The sequence below is a fragment of the Microcystis aeruginosa LEGE 91341 genome, assembly GCF_015206885.1.
GTDB lineage: Bacteria > Cyanobacteriota > Cyanobacteriia > Cyanobacteriales > Microcystaceae > Microcystis > Microcystis aeruginosa_H.
Window position 1 is genome coordinate 1 of sequence record NZ_JADEXY010000006.1, and the last position, 19,146, is coordinate 19,146.

The 19,146-nt window shown below is 44.4% G+C and carries 15 protein-coding genes and 1 pseudogene; 5 read left to right on the forward strand and 11 right to left on the reverse strand.

Annotation, left to right across the window (positions count from 1 at the left end; translation table 11 throughout):
• Both IQ234_RS01975 and IQ234_RS01980 read left to right on the forward strand, forming a co-directional pair.
• Positions 1–2,566: beta strand repeat-containing protein (locus IQ234_RS01975; protein ID WP_265578457.1), on the forward strand; the 2,566-nt coding region annotated here is incomplete at its 5' end.
• 1,456 nt (positions 2,567–4,022) lie between these two features.
• Positions 4,023–4,829, forward strand: a complete 807-nt coding sequence (locus IQ234_RS01980) for an MlaE family lipid ABC transporter permease subunit (protein WP_104398267.1) — start codon at positions 4,023–4,025, stop codon at positions 4,827–4,829.
• Positions 4,830–4,834: 5 nt separating this feature from the next.
• Here the strand turns inward: IQ234_RS01980 and IQ234_RS01985 are convergent, their stop codons facing one another.
• The 5 genes from IQ234_RS01985 to IQ234_RS02005 are packed head-to-tail and all read right to left on the reverse strand — an operon-like array spanning position 4,835 to position 8,017.
• Complete coding sequence (locus tag IQ234_RS01985; protein ID WP_193955834.1) at positions 4,835–5,650, reverse strand: DUF4351 domain-containing protein; 816 nt, start codon at positions 5,648–5,650, stop codon at positions 4,835–4,837.
• 16 nt (positions 5,651–5,666) lie between these two features.
• Positions 5,667–6,239 carry a Uma2 family endonuclease gene (locus IQ234_RS01990; RefSeq protein ID WP_193955835.1) on the reverse strand — a complete coding sequence of 191 codons (573 nt, stop codon included), beginning with the start codon at positions 6,237–6,239 and terminating at the stop codon, positions 5,667–5,669.
• 46 nt (positions 6,240–6,285) lie between these two features.
• Positions 6,286–7,299 (reverse strand): WD40 repeat domain-containing protein, encoded by a 1,014-nt coding sequence (locus tag IQ234_RS01995; RefSeq protein WP_193955836.1) that lies wholly within the window; start codon positions 7,297–7,299, stop codon positions 6,286–6,288.
• A gap of 36 nt (positions 7,300–7,335) precedes the next feature.
• A complete protein-coding gene (locus tag IQ234_RS02000; protein ID WP_228008326.1) occupies positions 7,336–7,542 on the reverse strand; it encodes a DUF5678 domain-containing protein in 207 nt (68 codons plus the stop codon).
• A gap of 43 nt (positions 7,543–7,585) precedes the next feature.
• Complete coding sequence (locus IQ234_RS02005; RefSeq protein ID WP_193955837.1) at positions 7,586–8,017, reverse strand: DUF29 family protein; 432 nt, start codon at positions 8,015–8,017, stop codon at positions 7,586–7,588.
• A 353-nt stretch (positions 8,018–8,370) separates the two neighbouring features.
• Between IQ234_RS02005 and IQ234_RS21700 the strand changes: the two are divergent.
• Positions 8,371–8,475, forward strand: a pseudogene (locus IQ234_RS21700) (type II toxin-antitoxin system HicB family antitoxin); the annotation flags it as partial.
• Positions 8,476–8,562: 87 nt separating this feature from the next.
• On the opposite strand, the gene IQ234_RS02010 reads toward IQ234_RS21700, so the two are convergent.
• From IQ234_RS02010 to IQ234_RS02030, 5 genes are all read right to left on the reverse strand, one after another.
• A complete protein-coding gene (locus IQ234_RS02010) occupies positions 8,563–9,939 on the reverse strand; it encodes an MlaD family protein (RefSeq protein ID WP_193955838.1) in 1,377 nt (458 codons plus the stop codon).
• 163 nt (positions 9,940–10,102) lie between these two features.
• Positions 10,103–10,882 (reverse strand): ABC transporter ATP-binding protein, encoded by a 780-nt coding sequence (locus IQ234_RS02015; RefSeq protein ID WP_185238015.1) that lies wholly within the window; start codon positions 10,880–10,882, stop codon positions 10,103–10,105.
• Positions 10,883–10,909: 27 nt separating this feature from the next.
• A complete protein-coding gene (locus tag IQ234_RS02020; RefSeq protein WP_002754083.1) occupies positions 10,910–11,542 on the reverse strand; it encodes a 2OG-Fe(II) oxygenase in 633 nt (210 codons plus the stop codon).
• A gap of 223 nt (positions 11,543–11,765) precedes the next feature.
• Positions 11,766–12,704 carry a DNA-methyltransferase gene (locus tag IQ234_RS02025; protein WP_193955839.1) on the reverse strand — a complete coding sequence of 313 codons (939 nt, stop codon included), beginning with the start codon at positions 12,702–12,704 and terminating at the stop codon, positions 11,766–11,768.
• Positions 12,701–13,267 carry a hypothetical protein gene (locus IQ234_RS02030; protein ID WP_002735446.1) on the reverse strand — a complete coding sequence of 189 codons (567 nt, stop codon included), beginning with the start codon at positions 13,265–13,267 and terminating at the stop codon, positions 12,701–12,703. The genes IQ234_RS02025 and IQ234_RS02030 overlap by 4 nt, the downstream gene beginning before the upstream one ends.
• Positions 13,268–13,492: 225 nt before the next feature.
• Between IQ234_RS02030 and pheT the strand changes: the two genes are divergently transcribed.
• Both pheT and IQ234_RS02040 read left to right on the forward strand, forming a co-directional pair.
• Complete coding sequence (gene pheT / locus IQ234_RS02035) at positions 13,493–15,928, forward strand: phenylalanine--tRNA ligase subunit beta (RefSeq protein ID WP_193955840.1); 2,436 nt, start codon at positions 13,493–13,495, stop codon at positions 15,926–15,928.
• Positions 15,929–16,157: 229 nt separating this feature from the next.
• Positions 16,158–16,445 (forward strand): hypothetical protein, encoded by a 288-nt coding sequence (locus tag IQ234_RS02040; protein WP_228008327.1) that lies wholly within the window; start codon positions 16,158–16,160, stop codon positions 16,443–16,445.
• 216 nt (positions 16,446–16,661) lie between these two features.
• Here the strand turns inward: IQ234_RS02040 and IQ234_RS02050 are convergent, their stop codons facing one another.
• A complete protein-coding gene (locus IQ234_RS02050) occupies positions 16,662–19,082 on the reverse strand; it encodes a phosphoketolase (protein ID WP_193955841.1) in 2,421 nt (806 codons plus the stop codon).
• Positions 19,083–19,146 lie beyond the last annotated feature (64 nt).

Below are 19,146 nucleotides of genomic sequence, written 5' to 3' on the forward strand. Positions count from 1 at the left end.
CAGGATATACTCCACAAAAGCGTTTAAACTCTTCTGGATTCAAATTTTTTACTTTTTCGTAAGTCATTGTTTTTCTGAGTGTTTTACTTTATTTTACATAATCAGTTCCTATTTTTGCAGGAGGTCTACTATCAACTCCGGCGTTGTGCAGATCGGCCGATTGGAGTCGAGCCAGCCTGCAGCTGACGGACTGGTCAACATCACCGGCGCAACAACCATCGACGGCTCCGCCAACAATGACACCGTGCAGGTGGAAGGCTCTGGTACGGTCACGTTCAACGCTGGCGACGGGAACGACACCTTCATCGGTGGAACGGGCAACGACACAATTAATGGTGATGCGGGCAACGACACGCTCTCTGGCGGCGATGGCAACGACCAGCTTTCTGGCAACGGCGGCGATGATGCCCTTGAAGGTGGCGCGGGCAATGATGCCCTTGAAGGTGGCGCGGGTAATGACAACCTTGAAGGTGGCGCGGGTACCGATACAGCGATCTACACCGGTAACTTTGCCGACTATTCGACCAGTGGCTCGGCCAACGACTTCACGATCGTGGACAATCGTGACGGCTCGCCCGACGGCACGGATACAGTTCAGAACGTCGAATTCTTGCAATTCGCGGACGTGACGGTTCCAGTCGCCAACATCCTTACCACAGTCCGGTTGTTCGACAACAACGACGTTTTGATTGGCGGTTTCACGACCATCCAGGAGGCGATCAACGCGGCGGCCGAGGGCTATCGCATCGTTGTCGGGGCTGGGTCCTACACCGAGAACCTCACCGTCAACAAGAAGTCGTTGACGATTCGTGGTGCCAATACAGGCATTGCGGCGGGCGATCCCCGTGGTGCTGAATCGGTTCTGACTGGCGGCATTCATATTCTGGACGAGGGCGTGTTGATCGATGGTATGAAGATCGCAGAAGGCACGACGATCTCCGGAGAGTTGGCGGGGGTCTATGTCCAAGGGAATAACGCAACTGTGGAGAACACGGTCTTCCACCGGAGCGGAACGGTTGATGGCGATGGCTCGCGCGGCGTTATCACGGCTGGTTCCATCACGGGACTGGAGGTTTCTGGAAACAGTTTTAGCGGCTTCGCAACCGGCGTTTATCTGAAGCCGGGAGCTGCCGGCTCAGTCAGTGGGAATAGCTTCGAAGACAACTTCGTTGGCTTGTCCTTCGACACAAACAATCCAACTGATGTTGCGGTTACTGGAAACTCGTTTACCAACAATGTCTTTGAACAAGTCGGACTTGGGATTTTGTCGAGTACTGCTAATCTGTTGACCTTTGGAAGCGGAAGCACATTTACGGGTGCGTCGCCGCAAGTGAGCATCTACGGGCTTCGTGGAGATGGTCAGTTGATCATTGGCACTGGGTTCGATGACAAATACAGCGGCGGTGCGGGCAACGATACGATCTCTGGCGGTGCGGGCAATGATACCCTTAATGGTGGTGCGGGTACCGACACGGCAGTATTTGGTGCAGGCAACAACACCGTCAACCTGACTTTAACTACCGGCCAGAACACGGGTGAAGGCACAGATGTACTGAGCAGTATCGAAAACCTAGTGGGCGGCGACGGTGACGACTCCCTTATCGGGGATACTGGCAATAACCAACTCGATGGCGGTACGGGCAACGACAACCTAAGTGGTGGTGCGGGCAACGACACCCTTCTGGGTGGCGATGGTACCGACACAGCAACATTTGGTGCAGGCAACAACACCGTCAATCTGACTTTAACTACCGGCCAGGACACGGGGGAAGGTATAGACGTACTGAGCGGTATCGAAAACCTAGTTGGCGGCGACGGCGACGACTCCCTTATCGGGGATACTGGCAATAACCAACTCGATGGCGGTACGGGCAATGACACCCTTCTAGGTGATGCGGGCGACGATACCCTCATCGGTGGTGCGGGCAATGACAGCTTAGTGGGTGGTGCGGGTATCGACACAGCAACATTTGGTGCAGGCAACAACACCGTCAATCTGACTTTAACTACCGGCCAGAACACGGGGGAAGGTATAGACGTACTGAGCGGTATCGAAAACCTAGTTGGCGGCGACGGCAACGACTCCCTTACTGGTAATACTGGCAATAACCGACTCGATGGCGGTACGGGCAACGATACCCTACTCGGTCAACAGGGAGCCGATTTGCTAGACGGTGGAACTGGAGCCGATAGCCTATCTGGTGGCTCTGGAAACGATACTCTCATCGGTGGCGCTGGAAACGATACCCTAACTGGTGGCACTAATACTGACCGTTTTGTTTTCAACAATCCCACCGAAGGCCTTGACACTATCACCGATTTTAACGTCAGTGAAGCTGATGCTATCGTAGTTTCTTCCTCTGGTTTTGGTGGACTGACTACCATTGGCGGTACTTTGACTGCTAGCCTATTCGCGACAGCTGAAAATGGCACTGCCAAATTTATCTACAGTGGTGGTATTTTATCGTTTGACTCAAACCTTGCTAATCCTGGTGGTCTGGTTCAACTCGCAACTCTCACTAATTTGCCAGTCATCGCTGCAACCAATATTCAGGTTGTCGCCTAATCTATCGCTGTCCCTCCACTGCGGTGGGTTGTAGAATTGTTGATTTTTAGGGAAAAATTAAGCCCCCAGAAATCATCGGTAAGGGTGTCTTAGCTAGAGCTAAGACACCCTTATTACTGAACTTCCCCATACATAAGTAGGGTCTGCTGAAAAAGTTTTTCCTGGGGGTAGGAGTCAGGAGTCAGGAGTTTCAGGCTTTGTTGCCCTTGTTTTTTATACCAAGCGATGTACTACAAGAAGGATAATGCAAGGTTTTTGGACTCTACCAAATCTGTCATGCAAAACTATTAACAACTCATGCTTGTAAAGCTTGTACAGCAAAGCTTTGAGTTTTTGTTAGATTGATATTTATCAACTTTAGAGCATTGCTGGACAGAGAGGGAGCTTGGGGAATTTTCTACAGTGTAAGTTCGGAAGAACCGGTTTTTGAAAGTCCCAATCCTATTTTCTTGCACTAACATCGGACTTTAACAGGTCAAAAGCTTTATTTTAAAAGGGTTTTACCATTATTCAGCAAGCCCTAAGTAGGTAGGCGAAAAAACTTATAAAATAGCAGAGAACCCTTTGCGGAGGATGAATCAAACCTTGCCAGCCCCTCTAAAAATTGATTTAAGTGAATAAGATTCACGAACCTATAATGCGGCTCAATTAGCTCGAAAACTAGGAACAGAGCGAAGAGTTGTTTGGAGTCAAGATAGATTAAGGAGAATTCTCAAAGCAAGAGGATGGGTTTGGAAAAGAACAAGATACAAACAACCCAATTGTGCTGATCCTCAAGTTAAATTAGCTAAAAAAGCCGATTTAGACTGGTTGTTCTTGGCTCATCGTGCCAGAGAAATCCGTCTAAAATTTTTGGATCAATCAGGTTTTTCTCTTTGGAGTCCCGTCAGCTACACTTATGCTCGTATTGGAGAGCAGAAAGTCTGAGAACAGACTAAAAGACGAGGAAAAAGATTAAATATTCTGGGACTTTACTCGGTGGGAGTGAGTTTTGACTATGGATTGAAATTAGGCTCCCTTAAAGGGGACACTTATATTAAGCTTCTCGAATGGCAAGCCCAACTTGCTGCCCAACATTTTGAAAAGACCTATTTCTTGTAGGAATCTTTCTTAACAATTTTGTCAGTAAGCACTCCAATCCTTATCCTGACTTGATTTCAGTTTTTTCTTTGTCAGTAAGGGTGTCAACAAGGAATATTACAAATTGTTAACCGAGTCTTAAAAGCCTTGTGCTACAAGGGGTTGAAATGTTAAGAAAGATGTGACTAATGTACAGGGGGGGGATCAAAGACAAAATCTATCTTCAAATTAATTATAACCAGCTACTTATAATTAATTGGCAAGAGTTCTATTGTGTAGATCAGAAAAATTCTGCACTATCCATAGCGTGGTAGGGAATGGGATTAAAAGACAAAACAGGATAGACTTTTCTCTAGTCCGATCTATTTTGAGGGCCATGAAGGATTTATTGGCAATTTTTAGCAAGGAATTAAGCTCTTGGTTTCGGCGCTGTTGGTTAGCGGTACTATTAACCGGCAGGGTTTTTTACTTCCTATTCACGCGCAAACCCGATTGGCGCGTCACCCAAGAACAAATGGTGGCAGCCGGGCCTGCTTCGCTGATTATCGCCATGATCACGGCTGCGGTGATCGGGATGATCTTTACTATCCAAGTGGCCCGGGAGTTCCAAGCTTTGGGTGCTGGCAGTATGGTGGGGGGAATTTTGGCCCTTGCTCTCGGTCGGGAACTCTGTCCGATTATGATGGCGATCGTGGTAGCTGGTCGGGTAGGATCGGCTTTTGCGGCGGAGATTGGTACCATGAAGGTGACGGAGCAGATCGACGCACTCTATATGCTCAAAACCGATCCCGTGGAATATCTGGTGCTGCCTCGTTTAATTGCCTGTTGTCTGATGGTTCCCGCTTTGAGTATTATGGCGTTGCTGATCGGTTTAGGTAGCGGTTTGCTGGTCGGCCAAAGTTTATACGGAATTGCTAATTCAGTTTTTCTCGACTCGGTTCGCGGTTTCCTGCGCGTGGGAGACGTGCTGAGTGGACCAGTTAAAGGGTTGGTTTTTGGGGCTTTAATCGCGATTATCGGCTGTAATTGGGGTTTAACGACCGATGGTGGTGCTAAAGGAGTTGGCCAAGCTACGACCGCAGCTGTAGTCACTATGCTCTTAGCGATTTTTGTATCTAATCTGCTGATGACTTGGATCTTGTTCCAAGGATCTGGTAATAGTTCGGTTTTATTTGGACAGTAAATTAGTTAAAAACGCTCATTTTCTAGCCATTGTTCTAAATCCTCTACTGACTGGAAATCTAATAAAGCTTCTCCTAAGTTTTCTAATTTTTCTAGGGAAAGACTTTGGATATTGGCAGATAATTCGGCAGAAATGCCACCTATACGCCGATTTAATTGACGTAAAACCAGGTTAGCCTCTCCTTCTTGTCTTCCTTCCCCTTTAATTTCCTGATAGATGACAGATTCTTTCATAATATCCTTCCTCAACAATTGTTGAATGATGTCTTTGTTTAATACTAATCCGGCGAGAATTGCGGTGGAGGCAGCCAGATTGCTTTGTTCTCGACTGTCGCTGATTTGTTCGATTTTTTGGGCGATTTGCCGCAGTAAATTCTCTTGCTCCTCAGCTTGAGCTAGTATAGCAAAGGGCAATAGTCCAGGTGCTTGCAATAAGGGTTGATAGGGTTGTTCCCATAGTCTAATCACCTCAAATTGATGATAAGTTTTTCCCTGTTGATAGTCATTCTGTCTGACTAGGGGTAAGGTACTTCTCCTTAGATAAATCACTACCTGATAGATAGGTTTGCCTTGATAGCGTCGATAGAGTCTTGTGGCATAATCGAGCATTCTATAGGGAATATCCTCTTTAGGGTCGGTTTGGAACTCAATATGTAAGATTAATTCTTCTGACTCCAAAAAGATTAAACTATCGGCTCTTATCGGCTCTAATGACAACTCTGAGGGTTTAATTTCGGTTAAATCCAAAGGTTTACCTAATAACCAAGTGGCTAAATCTCTCGAATATTCCAGGGCGATAAATTTACAAGTAGAATCATACATCGGTCTTGACTATATTTTACTCAAAAATAGAGATAAATAGACTAAAGCCGGGTAAGACATCCTCTCCGCTTAAATTAGCCGGTAGTTCCATAATTTCTACGGATTGCTGAGGACGATAAATTTCCACCTGTTGTTGTTGAGGATTAACTAGCCAACCTAATCGCAAACCACTGTGGAGATATTCCCGCATTTTAGCTTGAATTTCTGGGAGGGAATCGCTACGGGAGCGCAGTTCAATAACGAAATCGGGACAAATAGGCGGAAATTTCTCCTGTTCTTCTCGACTTAGAGCTTGCCAACGAGTTAAACTCACCCAAGCGGCATCAGGAGCGCGATATCCGCCTTTCGGCAAACGAAAAATCGTCGCCGAACTAAAGACTTTACCCAATTGGGTTTGATGATTCCACAACCAAAGCAAACTAATAAAATCGGCCTCTCGGTTGCCGCTAATTCCCCCAACAGGTGGCATCACAATTAATTCTCCTTGAACGTTTCTTTCTAGTTGCCAATCTGGGTTAACTTGACAGAGACGGTAAAACTGCTCATCGCTGAGATTGACTGTATCTAAGTTTAAAATCACTGCTGCCATGGCTATATTTCACCCTAGAAAACACTCTAGTCTTAATTATAGTCAATTAGATTCCCCGCCACAGTGCGATCGCACCGTCCCGATCTCCAGTGACTAACCAACGACCATCTCGACTGGCAACCATTCTTAAGATGACGTTTCCCTTGAGGGTATTCAAGTGCCGACGGGTATTAACATCCCAAAATTTGACGGTTCCATCCCCGGAGGTACTGGCCAAAACTTTACCCCCATCGAGTAGGGCCATATCGGTAACAGCGTCGTTATGGGCGAGAATAGTAGTGGTACCGATGCCGCTTTTCACTTGCCAACCGCGGATCGAACCGTCTTGACTAGCAGTACCGGCGGTATTACCATCCTTGGAAAAAAGCACCCGATAAACGGGGAATAAATTCCCCGCATAGGCACGAATAAAGCGACCGGTACTCACTTTCCACAGTTTAACGAAGCCATCGTAATCGGCGCTAACAATTCCTTTACCATCGGGACTAAATGCGATCGCCTGAATCGGATGATTATGACCGCGCAGGGTTTTTAACAGTGTACCCGTCTGAAAATCCCAGAGTTTAACAGTACGATCCCAGCTACCCGTGGCCAAAATTTTGCCATCGGGAGAAATAGCGGCATCAGTAACGAGAAAAGCATGGCCAGGATAGGTCATTTCTAATTTTCCCGTGCGCGTATTCCAGCGTTGCACTTTTCCCCCCGCATCGGCAGTTACGAAACTCTCACCGTCGGGACTAAATTGGATAGCGTTAACAGTATCTCCTAGTTGCCAAGTCCTGAGAGGTTTTTGAGTTTTTAGGTTCCATTCCCTAACAGTGCCGTCAAAACTACCACTCAGCAGCAGGGAGTTATCGGGACTAATAGCCAAAGCATAGATGGGATCCTGATCGGCTTTTAAAATAGTAACCCGTTCCACCATCTGCCAAGGAACGATTTCTGCTAGGGGAGGCGCTTGCGGAGTGGTGGTTTTGCGTTTTTCCTGATTGACTGCACAACCACCGGATAGCAACAGCAGCAATAATAAAGATAATGTCGGTTGATAAAGGGTTATTTTCATAGAATTTTGCCGTTGTCAAAATCATCTTAAACTACTTTAAACTTGAACGGGTAGAATTTGCATAGAATAACGACAACGAGGCACAAGATAAATGACAAATTCTTGATTGGTTGTGTTGGCTTCTTCCAGAACATTCTGTAAATTTTCACCGTGAGCAATCACCCCTTTTTCATTATAGGCAATGTATTGATTTTTATATAAATCAAGCACGGTGTCACGATTTTTGTTTAACAAACGTAACATTTATTGGGCTTGTTCTTGAGAGATTGAGTCTGTCATAGTATTTTTAAGTAGGGTCAGTTTTGATTAAAGTAAAAGCATCGCTAATCAGTTTGTTTTTGTCAATTATAGCTTCTATTTGCTCCGATTGATAACGACCTGATTCAACTTCTAAAGAAGCGGCATCCAAAGCATTAAGATAAGCATCGTTTAAAGTGTCTGTTAATTCTTCATCACTTAAATAATATCCTGCCGCTTTTCGGCGTTTGTTTTGGCGTTGAATTTCTCTAACACTATTGCGAATGGAGACATCCCAAGAACGGGTGGTTCGGTTTTCTGCCTGTTGTTTAATTAAATGAAGTAATAAGATAATCGCATAACTACGAATAGTGCTAATAATCCCGTTTTTGCTCATATCTTCAAGTTCTTCTACAATCGCCAGTGAACCTTTAATATCACCTTTTAAGAGCAAAGCTTTTAATTCTAAAAGTTCTTCCATAATCGAATTTCTTCCCCAAATACCCCTTAATTATATCTTGCCACAAGTCTCTCTATCCCAAAGCTCATTTAAGTCGATCTTGAGCAAAAAGTTAATCTTTTTTTTATCTATTTTAAGCTTTTCTGTGCTATGGTGTGGCCGTTCTTGTGAAAATGGAGTTTTTAATATTGAATATATTGTAGGGGCGAATTGCATTCGCCCTCTTTTAATAACTTCGGCTGCTCACCTATATGTGAGAGAAAGTCACCAATAGGAGATGTACCCGTCCGTCTATCTATTCAACCGACAAAAAACGGTGAAGCGAAAGCTGATCAAGTTAAACAATTTTTAAAAATACAGGAGGAAGAAATAGCCCCCAAACAGCACTCAATCAATTAATTTTAGCTTGGGAAGGCGTTAAAGAAAGTTATCGTCAATATGGTGAAGAAATTCCTCATTTAGCTATGACAAAAAATTAGGCAACCTGTTGTGTATTGAAACTGGGCTTTGAAAAATTTAGTACAAATGATCAGACTTTTTTTCCCAACCCCTAACCCCAAATTCTGCTACTCAGAGTCAGGTTTTTTAGCGTCTTTTTCCGGGGTATTAGCGGCGGGATTTGGGGCTATTGTCGCAATTTGGGCGGCCATTCTTGTCATTGCTTGACCTTGGGCGAATTCCTGCTGTAGCTGTTCGCTAGAAGAAACCAAACGACTTAAACCCTGGATTAAACGGATAATTTCCTGTCGCAGTTGCGGATTACCGGTAATTTCATCCACATCCGAGGTGATTTTCTGAAGATTGGCAAAAGCAGCGCGAGAGGAGTCGAGGAGTTGCTGTAGGGTGACAACAGTGGCAGGATCGGAGAGATAAGCAGTAAAGTTACCCAAATTTTCGCTTAATTTAACAGCGTTTGCCGAAATAGTGTTTAAATTCTCAATAATTTGGCTTTTCTGCACTTGCGTCAGAATCGGATCCAAAGCAGCGAGAGTAGTTTGTAGGCGATCGCTGGTAGTTTTGATACTATCGAGAGTAGCAATTAAACGATTTTGATTAGCTGCCAAAAAAACCCGCAGTTCTTCGGTAGTTTGTCCCACCAAAAGCAGCGTTTTTCGGGCCTCCACTAGGGTAGCGTCTAAATTTTTCAGGCCGCCACTTCCCTGTAAACTTCTCAGTAAAGTAGTCGCTTCCTGACTCAATCCCCCGACACCGGAAAGATCACTAGAAAGGCGACCGAGGGAACCGGATACTTGGGGTAAAGATTCCAGGGATCTCATCCCCGAATTAAGTTTACCTAGAGTACCGCTGCGACGTACCTCGCTTAAAGCGGTGGTTGCCTCACCACTAAAGCGATCGAGTCCCCCCAAGGCATTGGCAGCGCGTTGGGTAAAGGAACGAAATCCGGCCACCATATCGGGATCACTAACTAGATTAGAAATTCTCAGTAAAGATCTGATCAAGGTATTGACATTTAGCGCCGATTGACCTTGTAAACGGGAACCGTTACAGATAATCACTTCCCCATTACAGTTAGGACTCAAAGGGGGTTCTTTAACACCACCGACGGGTAAAGCTTGCAGGGGAGTAATATCGATCGTGGTTTCACCGACTAAACCGGATTGAATGGCTTCGATGAGGGAATTACTGGGAATTAGGCGATCTGCTGGCGAAATCTCCACTTCTACGGCGACTCCCTCCGGTTCTGGGGTAATTGCCGTCACTTGTCCGATTCTCACTCCCCGATAACCGACGCGGGTTCCCACCATCAGGCCACCCACATTGGGAAAAAGAAAGGTGGCTCGATAACTGCGTCCCCCAAAGCTAAAATTACTTAACCAGGCGATTAACCAGATTAATATTCCCCCCGATGCCAGTAACATTAAACCGATACCACTTTGCCGCAGAGTTGGGGAAATCCCCTGTTGTGAACCGCCAGCTTCCATAAATAATTACTCCTCATCTCTATACAGTATCTTACAGGAGAAATCGGGGGATTTCAGTTATCAGTGATCAGTTATCAGTGATCAGTTATCAGTGATCAGATGCGAGTTATCAGTGATCAGATGCGAGTTATCAGTTCACTGATTACTGTTTACTGTTTACTGATCACTGAATTGGTCCGTCGATACTGCCAGTAAAAAATTGCTTGAGTACGGGGATTTCGGAGTGATAAGCCTCTTGAGTCGGTCCAACCCATTGAAATTGACCTTTATAGAGAAAAACGATGCGATCGGTGGTATTTTCGATGGTGCTGTGGACGTGGGTGACAATAAGATGGGCCCCACAGGCTTTTTTTACCTTGAGAAGTTCCATAATTACCGTCTGGATGCGGGTAGAAGCGACGGGATCGAGTCCAGCAGTGGGTTCATCGTAAAGGAGAATGTTCGCTCGATCGGCTGCGATCGAGGGATCGCTGATAATTGCTCTGGCTAAACTGACGCGTTTTCGCATCCCTCCGGATATTTCAGAGGGATAGAGGTCGTAGGAACCAGACATTCCCACTAAATCTAGTTTTTCTTCCACTAAATCGCGGATTTCGGCTCGTTTTAGCTTTGAGTTGCGATAGAGAGCAAAACCGACATTTTCCCCGACGGTGAGGGAGTCAAAAAGGGCCGATTGTTGGAAAACTAGACCAACACCGAGGGGATCTTCCCCCTGTTCTACGGTTCTCTGTCGTTTTGTGCCGTATATGTACACTTCTCCTCGATCGGGGGCCAGTAATCCGGCGACTAAGCGTAAAATGGTCGATTTTCCCGTCCCCGATGGACCGATCACGCCGATCGCTTCTCCTTCGTACACCTTGAGATCGACGTTATTTAAGATTACTTTCTTGCCGAAAGCTTTAGTCACTCCCCTTAATTCGACGATCGGTTCGCGCATCACCATCTAGAATATCTTTACAAAAATGTCCTTTTATTGTAGTGCAACGACCCGATCTTTCTTTTTTTTCTTTTCTGGTTTTATGGTTCGCGATTCTATCTGCATTTCGGGAATCTCTCGCAATTCTTCCGCATCTAAACGATATTGTTCGCAGACAAGACTGAGACGAATACCAGAACAGCTAACGGGATTAACTGAATGGGTGAGATCTCCTTGAAAGAGAATCAGGGTGTTAGCACAAGGACGAATCTGGGCCACGGAACGATTACGGTTTGCTAGTACCAATTCCCCCCCTTGAATATCCCTAGGAACCTGCACATAAAGGACGCTAACTAGGAGCGGGGGATCGATCGTTTTACAATAGGAGCGCAGGGAGCGATCGATATGGGGATCGACGCGTGAACCAGTTTGTAGGAGTAAGGGATTAAGATAAAAAGCGTTGCAGTCAGCTTGTAAACTGCGATCAAGATAGGGTTTAAAATAGGGAAAAATTCGTTCGACTTCGCTGATTTGTGTGCGTCGAAAAGCGATGGAAAAGCCTTTAGTTTTAACGAAATCTCGATTTAAATTGTTAACTGTGAAGTGGGGACAAGCGAGAATCTGTCCTTGTAGTTCGCTCAGATAACTGGGAGTGAAAGCGTCGGGATATTGGGAATAGTAAGGCACGGATAGAATCAGAACGGTACGGCAATCTTTAGGATAGCTTGTTTTTAGGGGAGATGGGGATAATTTTCCCAGAAGTGTTCTGTCTGTGTGTATTTTAAGATAAGAGTTATTAAGAATGATGTTCTGATCGAAAGCTTGACTAACTCTCCTTAATTCTCCGAGCGATTTATTGTCGAGCCGATTTTCTACCGTAGCGGTTATTATTGTTAACTTTTTAGATTGACTAATCAAATACCTCAAATTCCTGGCCGATCTTGCCAAAATATTCCCCCAAACGTTGTTGAATGATATTAATATACTGAGCTTCAATTTCAATACCAATAGTCTGATAACCTAATTCTAGAGCAGCAATTAAAGTTGTACCCGTTCCAGCAAAAGGATCGAGAACTATATGACTGTTATCCTGTGGTAGAAATAACTCGATCAGTTTTCTAATCAATGATAAAGGTTTAATCGTACAATGCTCATCAAAATTTTCATCCCGTCCTTTAGAAAAGCCCTCTAAAATATTGGATTGAAAAGAGCCGTCATTTAGTATAGCTTTGAAGGGACCCAATCCAGTCATTTGTATAGTTTCAATATAGTTGTTTTTAAGAGGCTTCTGCACAATAACTATAGCTTCCCATTCATTTCTAAGGCAAGTATGCCAACCTTGCCATTGTTTGGCATTAGTATCACCAATTTTGTCAAGTTTTTTCTCAATATTTAATCCTTTAGGAATGCCTGAATGTCGTCTATAAACCAGCACATCTCTAGCATAAAAACCGGCATTTTCAAGAGCAATCTGAATATGAGCCAGTGTTCTTGTGCTACTAAAAACAGCGACAACAGCCCCCCTTTTACAAACACGCATTAGTTCCTTTGACCAATCTGTTGCCCATTCAATATAATTGACCACATTTTCGCGATTGCGTTGATACCAACGCTCATTGCGAACCCCACCAGCTAACCCACTTCCATAGGGAATATTTTTTACCAGTGTGGAACTGTTTTGAATGCGTTCTCTGCGTCTTTGGATTTCATCATGATCCCAATTTCTGCCAATGAACTCATAATTATAGGGTGGATCTGTGATCACACAAGATATACTAGATTCTTCTAGTAAAGTGAGAAGTTCTCTACAATCACCGTGCAGAAGTTGCCATCTTTTTGAGATATTCATCGGGCAATATAAAACTCCTGTGTTTCAGAAAATTTATCAAAAGCTTTCAGCAAATCGAACCCACTGCGATCAAGTATATAATCAAAACTTTGTTGGCTCTGCAAAACAGTCCAGCCACCCAGATGACAAGCTTTAATCGCTGCTGGTAAGTTATCCTCTCGCACAATCAGTAAAATAGGTCTAAGTCCTCTTTCCTGTAATAGTTTTCCATACTGTTTAAACTTTTTAAGTGTGCCAGAATCTCCCGAACCAATTCTATATTTAGTATCAATGGCATCTCTACCTAAAATGCAGTCACAAGGTTGATCATCTGCAATCTTTAAAGCTGGTTGATAATCTAAACAATTAGCCTTAAAAACTTCTGTCACCAGACGTTGCCAACACATTCCTAGTTCCCTGCCCCAATACTGACGATTTTCCCTTTTTAAACTAGGAGTAATTCCAAATACCCTCATAAGCGGATCATAATCATCATTTTCTTCTCCATAGATTTTGTCACTAAAAGAACTTTGGTATTGTCTCAAAATTCCCTTGAGTAGGTTTTCTATTTGATCGGGTGGCATCAATAATCCTTTTTGATATAGATAGCTAACTACTGATTATCTCCCCAAATTATCGGTAATCTGTTCAAAGATAATATCACCCCTGGCCAAGGAAAATGAGCGGTTATTTACACAGGTCTTCCATCTTGCCCCTAATATTTTAACAGCTGATCGGCCCTAATCTCTAAATCATTGACTACCCACGGTTTACAATAGTTAAGAACCAACGGCAAGCAAGAATTAACGATGCGGATTTCGATCAACTGGTTACGAGAATTAGTCAAAGTCGCCCAATCTCCCCAAGAATTAGCCGAATTATTGACAATTGCGGGAATAGAAGTGGAAGAGATCGAGGATCGCCGAGAATGGGCAAAGGGTGTGGTTATTGGTAAAATTATCGATCGCCAACCCCATCCTAACGCAGATAAATTAAGTGTCTGTCAGGTGGATATCGGTCAGGAAAATCCTAGTACAATTGTCTGTGGTGCGCCCAATGCTAGGGCTGATATTCTAGTTCCCGTGGCTACTTTGGGAACCTATTTACCGAAAATCAATTTAACGATTAAACCGGCTAAATTGCGGGGGGTAAAATCGGAAGGGATGATCTGTTCCCTCGCGGAATTAGGATTAACTAAGGATTCTGAAGGAATCCACATTTTTAGTCAGGAAAATCTCTCTTTAGGTACAGATGTTCGTCCCCTTTTAGGACTCGATGAGGTGATTTTAGATATTTCTCCCACCGCTAACCGTGCCGATGCTTTGAGTATGATCGGAGTCGCGCGGGAAGTGGCGGCTTTGACAGGAGGAGAATTAAGCCTACCAAAAGTGAAATTAGGGGAATTTTCCCCTAAAAAAGATTTAACGCTGGAAATATCAGAAAATAAAGCTTGTCCTGCTTATATTGGTACGGTGATCGAGGGGGTAAAAATTGGCCCATCTCCGCTATGGTTGCAACAGCGTTTACAGGCTGCCGGACTGCGATCGATCAATAATGTGGTCGATATTACTAATTATGTACTTTTGGAGTGGGGACAACCCTTACACGCTTTCGATCGCGATCGTTTACAGAGTTTTGCCGGAGGTAAATCCGTTACTATTGGGGTCCGTTTTGCCGAGGAAGGGGAAAAAATCATTACCCTTGATGGTCAGGAAAGAAGCTTAAAAGAGCTTAATTTGTTAATTACTGCCAATAATAAGCCTGTAGCTTTAGCAGGAGTGATGGGAGGTCAAGATACGGAAGTTAACGAGGAAACCGTTAATCTTGTGCTAGAGTCGGCTTTATTCGATCCGATCGCTATCCGTCGTTCCTCAAAAGCGCAGGGTTTACGCAGCGAGTCTTCCGGACGCTATGAACGCGGTGTTAATCCCGCCGCTTTGGAATATGCTTGTCAAAGGGCGATCGATTTGATTCTAGAGTTAGCTGGGGGAACTGTCAGCAGTCAGGTTAAAGCTGATTATCGCGCTGATCAGTCCAGTGGTTCGATCGAATTGCGTTTAGAACGTTTACAGCAGCTACTGGGTCAAGTTACCCTAGATAATGGTGCGATCGGTGAAATTCTCGCCGAGGATGTGGAACGTATTTTAGGCAATTTGGGCTGTGAATTGCAGTTAACCTCGAAAAATCCCGTTCTGTGGACTGTGACAGTGCCAGACTACCGTTATCGGGATTTAGAACGAGAAATTGACTTAATTGAAGAAGTGGCGCGACTGTACGGATATGATCGCTTTGTCGATACTTTGCCGGCAAAAACCGCAGCCGGAGGATTATCCTTTGAGGAAACTATACAGCGTCGAGTGCGGGAAGCTTTTCGCGCAGTGGGTTTGACGGAATTAGTCCAGTATTCCCTAGTTAAACCGGAATTAGCGGAAGTTGTCCTCGCTAATCCCCTTTTTGTCGAGTATTCTGCTTTGCGGACTAATCTCCTAGACGGTTTAATCGAAGCGTTTGAGTATAATCAGTCTCAGGGTAACGGTTCCTTAAATGGCTTCGAGATCGGGCGAGTTTTCCGCCTAGAATCGGATAATATCAACGAATACGATGCAATTGCTGGTATTTTCGGCGGTGATTTCTTCCCTGCTGGACGTTGGCTGCGATCGGGTAAAGAGGTAGCCATGACTTGGTATGAAGCAAAAGGCATTTTAGAAGCAGTATTCGATCGCCTTTCGCTGACAGTAAGCTACGAAAAAGATGCCGAAGATGCGCGTTTTCATCCCGGACGAACAGCCTCTTTATGGATTGGTAAACAACGCTTAGGAATTTTTGGTCAACTACACCCGCAATTGCGTCAGCAAAAGGGATTAATTGAGGCAGTTTATGCCTTTGAAATCCAGTTCCCGATCCTGTTAGCAACTCTTAGCGATAGTGCCAAAATTACCCCACGTTTACAGGTCTATTCTACCTATCCGGGGGCAGCGCGAGATATCGCCTTCTTTGTTTCCACAGATATACCCGTAGATAGATTGACAAAAACTATCAAAAATGCTGGGGGTAATCTCTTAGAAAAAGTCGAATTATTCGATCGCTATCAGGGGCAGAATGTGCCAGAAAATCATTGTAGTTTGGCCTTTAGTTTAGTCTATCGTGCCAGCGATCGAACTTTAACCGATGAAGAGGTGGAACCCTTAATGACAAAAGTGCGAGAAGCTTTAGTTAAACAGTTCCAAGTTTCTTTAAGAAGTTAAATTCAGCGATCAGTTAACAGTTATCAGACATCGACCTCATGTTATCTCAAAACTAATCTCACACATCGCTATCAATATCGCTGATTGCCTCTCATCGTTACCAATCAGTTTGAGAGTTGCTCAAAGTAGGTTCGCTGTTCATATTTCGTCGCTCCGCCACCTTTGAATTGTTAGATAGTAGTGAGGCGATTACCATATTTTAATACATCAGATATGATATAAACACATCATGGCTGATCAAAGCAAACCTTTAGCTTGGCTGCATGGTGAGATCAAGACCCCACCTTTCAGTTTAGAAGCACGGATCGAAGCAGGTGTCTTCCTCAGGCAACTACAGGAAGGCGAACCTCTTGGTTTGCCACATTCGCGTCCTCTGCCAAGTGTAGGCTATCATTGTCATGAGCTACGCATTAGAGACATCGATAAAAAGCTGTTGGCAACAGGTGTCACTCCTCAAGACATCGGACAAATCATTGCCAGTGTCAAAGGCGTTGCTGAATCAAGACCTGAATGCTAATTTTGTGCATCCTATCCACTAATGTTAGTTATTGTCGTTGATGCCATAAATCCCTGAATTTCCCCAGCATCAATACGCTCAAATAATCTTGCTGCGTTTTCCACAAATAGCTCTCGTTCTTGTAGAAAATCAAGAAGATTTTTTAGGTGGAATAGGAAGATGAAATTTATCAATAAACTAATAAATTATCATCACCTAAACCACTTTCTAGCCTAATTAATAAGGCCATTTCCAGTTAGTAATCTCGTCCTTATCGATACCATTGGTAAAAGCATAATCGAGATTATCGATAATAGCATTTTTCATCCGTTCTTTTACATGACCGGCAGCAGAACCTAATTTCGGCACGCGATCGATGACATCAATTACTAAATGAAAACGATCAACTTGGTTACGAATGGCTAATTCTAGGGGAGTATTAATATTCCCTTCTTCTTTGTAACCGCGCACATGAATACGTTCTTGATTACTGCGACGGTAGGTAAGTTTATGAATCAGCCAAGGATAACCGTGGAAATTAAAGATAATTGGTTTATCAGGGGTAAATAAACTATCAAAATCCCGTTCCGATAAACCATGGGGGTGTTCACTTTCCGACTGTAATTTAAACAGATCAACCACATTGATAAAGCGAACTTTTAAGTAGGGGAATTCCTCCCGCAGAATTGCTGTTGCTGCCAAAGATTCTTTAGTGATAATATCCCCACAGCAAGCCATAATTACATCTGGTTCATCAGGATTTATTCCATCATCATCGTTACTGGCCCAATCCCAAATACCGATACCTTTGGTGCAGTGTTTAATTGCTTCTTCAATGGTCAAGTATTGCAGGTGTTTCTGTTTATCAGCAACGATAATATTAGTGTAATCCTTGCTCTTGAGACAGTGATTAGTCACACTTAATAAACAATTCCCATCGGGGGGAAGATAAACCCGCACCACGTCGGCACTTTTATTAGTTACTAAATCGATAAAACCGGGGTCTTGGTGACTAAAACCATTGTGATCCTGCCGCCAAACTACCGAGGATAATAACAGATTCCAAGAGGAAACAGAAGCACGCCAAGGCACATGATTTTTGCAGATATCGAGCCATTTAGCGTGTTGGTTGAACATGGAATCGATAACATGGGCAAAAGCCTCGTAGGAGTGAAATAAACCGTGACGACCGGATAATAAATAACCCTCCAACCAACCGACTAAAGTATGTTCACTCAGCATCTCCATCACACGACCATCGGGAGATAATTGGCTACCATCTAAATCCTCCGGATAGGTATCAGCTAACCAAGCTTTTTTAGTCACTTCATAGAGAGCCGCTAAACGATTAGAAGCAGTTTCATCGGGACCAAAAACGCGAAAATTAGTCATATTATTTCGCATTACATCCCGCAAAAATACCCCCATCACTCCCGTGTTTTCCGCTTCCACTTGGCCTGGGTGGGTGACATCTACGGCATACTGACGAAAATCGGGCATTTTTAGGTCTTTACGCAGCAATCCGCCGTTAGCGTGCGGATTAGCACTCATGCGACGATGACCAATAGGAGCGAGTTCTTTAAATTCCGGCTTAAATTTACCCGTGGTATAGTCAAATAATTCCTCCGGGTTATAGCTTTTCATCCACTCTTCTAATTTTCTCAAGTGGTCGGGGTTTTCGTGCATCCCACCCATGGGGACTTGGTGAGCGCGCCAGAATCCTTCTACTTTATGACCATCCACATTTTTCGGACCGGTCCAACCCTTGGGAGACCGCAGGATAATCATCGGCCAGGGGTAACGTTTAGCCACTCCCGTGCTGCGAGCTTCCTGTTGATAGGAGCGAATCTGATTGATACAGTGTTCTAGGGTAGCGGCCATTTTTTGATGGCAGTGGAGCAGGTCTTCATCTTCCTTACATTCGACGATGTAGGGAGTGTAACCGTAACCAACAAAGAGACTTTCTAACTCGTGGGTCGAAATACGGGAGAGAATGGTGGGATTAGCGATTTTATAACCGTTTAAGTTTAAAATTGGCAGTACCGCACCATCGCGAATCGGGTTAAGGAATTTATTCGAGTGCCATGCGGTAGCAAGGGGACCTGTTTCTGCTTCCCCATCACCCACCACCACGGCCGTAATTAGGTCGGGATTGTCGAAAACAGAACCGTAGGCATGGGAAACACTATAACCCAGTTCGCCGCCCTCATGGATAGAACCGGGGGTTTCGGGGGTGACGTGACTGCCGATGTGACCGGGAAAAGAAAATTGTTTAAAGAATTTTTGTAATCCTTCCTCGTCTTGACTTTTATCGGGGTAAATTTCCGAATAGGTTCCTTCTAGATAAACCGGACCGAGTACCCCCGGCGCCCCATGGCCGGGACCTGCCATAAAAATCACATCGAGGTCGTATTTTTTGATTAAACGGTTGAGGTGAATGTAGGTAAAACTTAAGGCCGGACTTGCTCCCCAGTGACCGAGCAAACGATACTTAACGTGTTCGGGTTTAAGATGTTCCTTGAGCAGGGGATTATCGCGTAGATAAATCATACCTACAGCTAAATAGTTACAAGCGCGCCAATAGGCATGGGTTTTGTAGAGTTCGTCTTGAGAAAGGGGATTTTGTTCTGTTAAGGGTCTTTCTGGTGCGGATACCATGAATATTTCTCCGATATCTATGAACGATGAGATTAAGAGAGTTGATAGACAATTTCTCCATCGA